7 protein-coding genes and 1 pseudogene are annotated in these 6742 nt (G+C 65.4%); 4 read left to right on the plus strand and 4 right to left on the minus strand.

The features are described from left to right. The first annotated feature begins 34 nt into the window (after positions 1-34). Together ACTIAO_RS16595 and ACTIAO_RS16600 are read left to right on the plus strand one after the other, a co-directional pair. On the plus strand, positions 35-388 hold the full coding sequence (locus ACTIAO_RS16595) for an alpha/beta fold hydrolase (RefSeq protein ID WP_441907227.1): 354 nt from the start codon (positions 35-37) through the stop codon (positions 386-388). 236 nt (positions 389-624) lie between these two features. Beyond that, a complete protein-coding gene (locus ACTIAO_RS16600) occupies positions 625-1044 on the plus strand; it encodes a hypothetical protein (RefSeq protein ID WP_441907221.1) in 420 nt (139 codons plus the stop codon). Between the two features lie 32 nt (positions 1045-1076). Here ACTIAO_RS16600 and ACTIAO_RS16605 read toward each other — a convergent pair whose 3' ends face one another. Together ACTIAO_RS16605 and ACTIAO_RS16610 are read right to left on the minus strand one after the other, a co-directional pair. After that, positions 1077-1796, minus strand: a complete 720-nt coding sequence (locus ACTIAO_RS16605) for a DinB/UmuC family translesion DNA polymerase (RefSeq protein ID WP_441907222.1) — start codon at positions 1794-1796, stop codon at positions 1077-1079. Between the two features lie 13 nt (positions 1797-1809). Then, positions 1810-2217, minus strand: a pseudogene (locus tag ACTIAO_RS16610) (transposase); the annotation flags it as partial. Positions 2218-2531: 314 nt separating this feature from the next. Here ACTIAO_RS16610 and ACTIAO_RS16615 point away from each other — a divergent pair. Next, positions 2532-3431, plus strand: a complete 900-nt coding sequence (locus ACTIAO_RS16615) for a tyrosine-type recombinase/integrase (protein ID WP_441907223.1) — start codon at positions 2532-2534, stop codon at positions 3429-3431. Continuing rightward, positions 3428-4708, plus strand: a complete 1281-nt coding sequence (locus ACTIAO_RS16620) for an MFS transporter (protein ID WP_441907224.1) — start codon at positions 3428-3430, stop codon at positions 4706-4708. Before ACTIAO_RS16615 ends, ACTIAO_RS16620 begins: the two co-directional genes overlap by 4 nt. 199 nt (positions 4709-4907) lie before the next feature. Here ACTIAO_RS16620 and ACTIAO_RS16625 read toward each other — a convergent pair whose 3' ends face one another. Beyond that, positions 4908-6218: an ISL3 family transposase gene (locus ACTIAO_RS16625; RefSeq protein WP_441907225.1), complete on the minus strand. Its 1311-nt coding sequence runs from the start codon at positions 6216-6218 to the stop codon at positions 4908-4910. Between the two features lie 77 nt (positions 6219-6295). Further along, on the minus strand, positions 6296-6742 hold a 447-nt coding region (locus ACTIAO_RS16630; RefSeq protein ID WP_441907226.1), incomplete at its 5' end, for a Y-family DNA polymerase.

Here is a 6742-nt window from a genome sequence, read left to right on the forward strand (position 1 = left end):
AAGTTGCGCGGCTCTCGGAGGACCGGATGCGCCCGTGAACGCGTCAGTCCGTCCCCTCTCTGACGGATTCACTTACGTACCCGCAGACGTCGCCGGCGACCTCTTCTATGGAGATTGCACACCCAGCGCAGCACAGAATGCGACAAGTCTCCTCGTCCCACAAGCCTCCGGTCACGGACGCGGGGAAGTCATGGCCGCGAGCTGGCGTCACACACGGAGCTTGTACTTGGTGTGCACGCAAGATCGTGCGATGAGCCCAAATCTGCAACAGAGTATGGCCGAACGTTGCACCGATGCGCGGAGCTTCGACGCAAGCCACTCCCCGTACATCTCGCGGCCACAGGCAGTGGCCGACGAGATCATGGAGTTCGCCGCGTCCAACCGATAGTTGTCTCAATGGAGGAGCAGCGGCCTAACGCACTGAGGACAAACGCCCGATCCCTGCCGGAAACAACCGTTTCAGACGGACCGTCCTCGCCGATGCCTCAAGACAACGCGGTGTCGCTTCGTCTCCGAACGTCCGTGCATCGCCTCGATTAGGCCGGTGTCCATATCGTTTGACACGAACTGTCCCACTGTGGGACAGTTCGTGTGTCCCACGGTGGGACACACGCGGAGGAAGTCATGCCCGAACTCATCAGCTCAGCCGAAGCATTCCGCAAAGCTCGGGAGCGCGCGAGCGTTGCCGCAGCCTTCGAGGCGAACACGTTGCACATGGCTGTGTTCGATGCGAGAGAGGCCGGCATGTCCGTACGTGAGACGGCCGCAGCCCTGAGCGTGCCGAAGACTACCGTTGCGCGTCACTGGCGCGAGGGTCATCATTGCGTGCAGCCGGTACCGGTGTGGGGTTCGGTCGCGGCATGGCGTGAAGCTCACGCCGCGGTCTGGGCACACGAGCCGCGCGAGCTCGCCGACGATTGGGTGCCCTACGCCTGGGGAGTCGAAGCTGATCAGACCGTCGTCACAAGCAAGTCGCGCGGCCTCGCTCAGCTGCGCCGTGAGGAGCCGGTCGCCGTCGACCCGCCCGACGAGAGCGCCACGTAATCGCGCAGCGAGCAGCCGGGCTCCTCACCACCTCACGCAGCAGCCACCGGCAGCTCGTCCCAGTGAGTCATCGTGCGCTTTGACAACATGGCTCGTTTCATTTCCCAGCCCGGCGGCGCCCTGAGACCCCCGAGCCCGACCCCGACGGCATCGCGGCCGAGTTTGCGCGTAATCTGATCCAGCGCGCGACCGACGCCCCTGCCCTCGAACTCCTCACGGAACAGCGCCAGAGGCACTGCCCCGTCAACGTCGCGTAGATCCGTGAGAACCACGCCCGCGCGAGCGTATCGAATGCCATCGACGGGAAAGCTTGTCGCGAGGAGCTTGCTCGCGGCCTTCGTGAGCACGATCGGGTCATCACTCGGCGTCGCCAGAGGCACGTTGACGTGTGCCGTGTGCGCCACAGATCGCTCGTCTGCCCAGCCTGTCGCCGCCCAGGCGGTGAGATACCCAGCCCGCGATTTTTGAGCCCGCAAACGGGCGCTCACGCGCTGCGCATACAGGCTGATGACCTGCGCGAGCTCATCGTCCGAGGTGATCTTGCTTGAGAACGATCGCGAGTAGATGAGCTGATCCTTCGCGGCCGCCGGTTGCGTCTCGATCTCAATGCAACGCGTACCGCGCAGCTCAAGAACCGTGCGCTGCATCACGACCGAGAACCGCTTACGGATCCAGGCCGCGTCCGCGTCGCGCAGCTCCCGCGCGGTATGGATTCCGATTGCCGCGAGCTTCTTCCCCGTCCGACCGGCCACGCCCCAAAGTGGCTCATCGCATTTGAGCGTGTAGGTGGGGTCTGAAGCCGCCTGCTTCGAGCAGCGATCTGGCGATGTAGTTCGTCAGGTTCCGGAACCCCAATGCCGAGCCGCGGAGATGTTCGAGGCGGCCGTTGATCGCCTCCGTGGGGCCGTTCGAGGTGCCGGGCCGGTCGAAGAACGCGAGGACGTCAGCGGCGCGCTGCTTCAGGGTGCGGCCGAGGCGGCGCAGCTCGACAAGTAGGGCCGGGACGCCGCTGGTGAGCGAGTCGATCACGGACTGCATGGCGAGCTTTCCTAGCTTCCGGTCGGGTTCGCGGTAGGCGGTGACCATGCGCTGGTAGATGCCCCAGGTCGCTTCGACCTCGGCGTGCTGCTCGTCCGCGAACAGCGTCTCTCGGACAGTGGTGCGCTGATTGGTGCCGTTCTTCGTGTCTACGGTCGCGGGGGTCAGCGATTGCTGTGCGGACGTTGGAGATAGCGGCGTAGGTGCGTCCGAGGTCAGCGGCGATCTGCTCGATGGTGAGGTCGTCACGCATAGCGTGGTCGATGTCGGCGCCAGTCCATCTACCGCCGGTCGAGTGGGTCTTTTCCACGGTGGTTACTTGTCGGTCGGCGAGCTGGGCACGTGAAGCTTTGCGGCAAGAACACCATGCGCGCCCGTGAGCCCCTGGATCGACACTGATCACCGGCAGCCACCTTCCCACATATTGTGTCAATTGATATTGTCACAGTATGCGAGCGAACGAGGCGGTCGAGTCATACCTGGAACAGCTACGCAGCAAGGGGCGCCAGCCGAGCACCGTACGCGGCTATGAGACGGACCTAAGGGTCTTGGTCAGAGTTGCCGCCAAGCAGGGGGGCGAGATCGATGGCGAGGTGGTGTGCGAGTACCTCGCCTGGCCAACTGCTCAAGCCGCCGCAACACGAGCACGGCGACTATCCGCGTTGCGCGGGCTCCTCCGCAGCTGCGGGGGTGAGCATTTCCTACCTGCTGTCGGCGACCTCGAGCGGCCGCGTGCCAGCGAGCCGCGGCGCCCGTCCTACCGAGACCTCAGACCGGAGATCGATGCGGTGTTCGCGGTGATTCCTCACTATGCAGAGCGCGACCAGTTGGTCTTCGGCTTACTTGCTCATCTGGGGCTTAGGCCCGGTGAAGTCTTGGCTCTACAGGTGCACGACGTCGAGGAAGCGTCCGCATCCCTCTTCGTGACAGGGTGGGGCGGCAAGCGCAGACGCGTGCTCGTGGACAACCGAGACGTTCTCCTGAGGTTGACCAATTACGTACGCTTTGCCGCGTTGCCCTCCGGGCCGCTGTTCACCGCGCCGGGTCGTGAGACTCCCTTGCGGTATCAGTCAATTCAGCACCGGTGGGCGCAGTACTGTGCCACGGCGGGCGTAGACGTGCAGCTCACTGATCTGCGGCGCGCGCACGTGGCCGACCTGATGGCGGGCGGCGTTCCGGAAGCCGTCATTCGTGAGCGAATTGGTCGGAGCACTGGTGCACTCGCCGGTGCCTACGTCTCGTTCTCGAGCGAGGACAGCGACGCTCAGATTCGTGCGTGGCGCGAGCGTCGCGAAGCGCAAACCGCCGGCACGCGCACGTCCACCGCGTCTGAACGGGACGCCGGATGAGCCCGGGGTTCCGCACACTGGGCAAGCCGTTCATCACGTTCCTGGTCGCAGAAACAGTCAGCGCGACGGGCACGATGGTCACGATCGTCGCTCTGCCGCTGATCGCGATCGAACAGCTGCAGGCCTCTGCCTTCAACGTCGGACTGCTCGAAGCGCTCCAGTGGCTGCCGGCCGCCATCCTCGGCCTCCTTCTGGGCGCCTTGGTCGACCGAAGCCAGCAACGCTGCCGCGCGATCCTCGTCACGGCGAACTTCGGTCGGATGACGAGCCTCGGAGCCATCCCACTGGCAGCGCATTTTGAACTGCTGACGCTCCCCGTGCTGATGGCGCTGGCCTTCACAACGGGGGTGTTCACCGCGATGTTCCAATCGGCCTACACGCCCTACCTGCGCCAACTCGTTCCGTCGACCGACTACGCCTCAGCGAACGGATCGATGCAGGCGGGGCGCTCCGCCGCCCGGGTAGTAGGACCCGCCATCGGTGGCCTTCTGGTCGCGCTGGTCGGCGCGTCGAATACCCTACTCATCACCGCCGGCTGCTTTCTCATCTGTGCTGTGGCGCTCTTGACGATCATCAGCCAGGTCGCTCCACCGCCGCCGCCACCCCGACAGCGGCTCACGACAGAGATCGGCGAGGGGCTGGATATCCTGCGGTCAAGCCGAGTTCTTGCCTGGATCACGGCGGGAGCCACAACCGCCAACCTGCTCCTCTCCGCCAGCGGCGCGCTGGACATCCTGTACCTCTCTCGAGAGCTCGACGTCCCCTCTGACACCATCGGATTCATCCTCACCGCAGGAGGTGTCGGCGGACTTACGGCTGCCCTCATCAGCGGCAGGCTCATCAGGCGCTATGGACTCGGCAAAGTCGCAACCTTTGCCTTCCTCCTCACCGCGCCCGGGTCCCTCCTTTTGCCGGCGACGCAATCGAGTTCTGCCGTTGCCCTGTTTACGGTCGGCGTCTTCACTGTGAGCTTCGGAATCGCGCTCGGCGGCGTGGCCCTCATGACCCTCCGGCTGAACTTCACACCGCCGCAACTCCAAGGCCGAGTCAGCTCGGTCGCTCAAGTGTTGAGCGCTGCGACGATCCCGATCGGCGCCGTACTGGGCGGCACGCTGGCTGAGTTCCTGGGTACACGCATCGCGCTGATCGTGCTCGCTATCGCATATATTGCCTTCGGAATCGCGTTCGCATGCAGCCCCGTACGCACCGTCATCCCAAGTCAGAACGCTGAACCGGCCGAGACTCTACCCGCGTCCGCGCCAAAGGAATCTGAATGATCGTGCGCCCAAGGCTCGCGGCGCACTTGACCAACGTTGACGGACGCACCGTGACCGCATAGCCCGCCGAGGAAATGAAGAGGCTGCGTCTGGGAAACGAGCCGAAGTGTTGACACGCCCGCAATCGATGGGCGAGGGTGATAACAACGCGAGGTCGAAGACGCCTCATCCGAGCGTCACCTCGTGTGGCGAAAGGGGCTCATCGCATTTGAGCGTGTAGGTGGGGTCTGAAGCCGCCTGCTTCGAGCAGCGATCTGGCGATGTAGTTCGTCAGGTTCCGGAACCCCAATGCCGAGCCGCGGAGATGTTCGAGGCGGCCGTTGATCGCCTCCGTGGGGCCGTTCGAGGTGCCGGGCCGGTCGAAGAACGCGAGGACGTCAGCGGCGCGCTGCTTCAGGGTGCGGCCGAGGCGGCGCAGCTCGACAAGTAGGGCCGGGACGCCGCTGGTGAGCGAGTCGATCACGGACTGCATGGCGAGCTTTCCTAGCTTCCGGTCGGGTTCGCGGTAGGCGGTGACCATGCGCTGGTAGATGCCCCAGGTCGCTTCGACCTCGGCGTGCTGCTCGTCCGCGAACAGCGTCTCCAGGCGGGTCTGCTGCTTCTCGGTCAGCAGGGCGGCGCCGGTGTGGAGAGTGCGGCGGGCCTTGTAGAGCGGATCGTCTTTCCTGCCGCGCCTGCCGAAGGCGTCGCGCTGGACACGGCGGCGGCAGGTGTCCAGCGCGTCGCCAGCGAGGCGGACGACGTGGAACGGGTCCATCACCGTCACCGCGTCCGGGAGCTCCTCCGTCGCGGCGGTCTTGAACCCGGCGAACCCGTCCATCGCGACGACCTCGACCCCGTCCCGCCAGTGCTGCGGGCGGGCGGCGAGCCACTGCTTGAACACGGCCTTCGAACGGCCCTCGACCATGTCCAGCAGTCGCGACGGGCCCGTCTTCTCGCGGACTGGGGTGAGGTCGATGATCACGGTCACGTATCTGTCACCGAGGCGAGTGTGCCGCCAGACGTGCTCGTCGACGCCGATCACCCGAACACCGTCGAACCGAGCCGGATCGTCGATGAGCACTCGGCCACCTTCGGCAAGGACAGCATCATTCGCCGTGTGCCAGGACACGCCCAGCCCAGCGGCGACGCGCGATACGGTGAGGTGATCGAGCACGATGCCTTCGAGCGCCCACCGCATCCCGCGACGGGACAGCTTCGCCCGCTCCGCCGAAGCCGCGGTGAGGTTCTCACGCCAGGAGCGCCCGCAGCCGGCGCACTTGTATCGGCGGACGCGGACCAGCAGCGTCGTGGGCCGATGCCCGAACGGCTCATGCGCGAGACGCCGCGCGTCCGTCCCTCGGGACAGCGCCTGGCCGCCACAGCCCCAGCACCACGGGTCCGGCTCAGCGACCCGGCACTCGATCACCGCCCGCTCCGGGGTGAGTCGCTGGCCAACGGCCACGAGGCCGAGCTCGTCGAGGCGGCAGAACACGGTCAAGTCAGGGGTCGCAAAGGTAGCGTGGTGCACGTCGAGGTCTCCCGGATGGCGAGTGTAGGAACTTCCATCCTCGGGAGGCCTCGACGCCTATCCGGCCATCGACGCGCTCAGCCAGCTACCCGCTCATCTGCGAAGAGCCCCCAAAGTTCCGTGACCGGGATCGAATCAAGGATCCGACCGAGCTGCGCGGGTGAGTACCGGCGCAGATCCAGCACACCGTTCATCGCCGGCACCTTCTTGATGCCCAACGCTGCGACCTTCGCCAACGTCTTCGTCGACGCGATCGACACACGAACCGGGATCCCCGTCAGCCGCATCACCGTGCCGCGGATCTCCTGCCCGATCGCCTCGACTTCGGCCGGCGTCCCCCTCAGCCGGATAAAGGACTCATCGACAGAATAAATCTCTTGCCAAGCCGAGAACCGGCCCAGGATCTCGGCCACGCGCCCGGATAGAGACCCATACAATTCGTAATTCGACGAACGCGCGGCCACGCCCGCAGCGCGGCACCACGCCTCGATCTTGAACCACGGCTTACCCATGATGTCGGGATC

The organism is Microbacterium sp. (assembly GCF_052099035.1).
In the GTDB taxonomy this organism is placed as follows: Bacteria; Actinomycetota; Actinomycetes; order Actinomycetales; family Microbacteriaceae; genus Microbacterium.

Coding starts and splice junctions, on each gene's coding strand:
- ACTIAO_RS16600 (WP_441907221.1), top strand. CDS start 625: ATGCCCGAACTCATCAGCTCAGCCGAAGCATTCCGCAAAGCTCGGGAG.
- ACTIAO_RS16615 (WP_441907223.1), top strand. CDS start 2,532: ATGCGAGCGAACGAGGCGGTCGAGTCATACCTGGAACAGCTACGCAGC.
- ACTIAO_RS16620 (WP_441907224.1), top strand. CDS start 3,428: ATGAGCCCGGGGTTCCGCACACTGGGCAAGCCGTTCATCACGTTCCTG.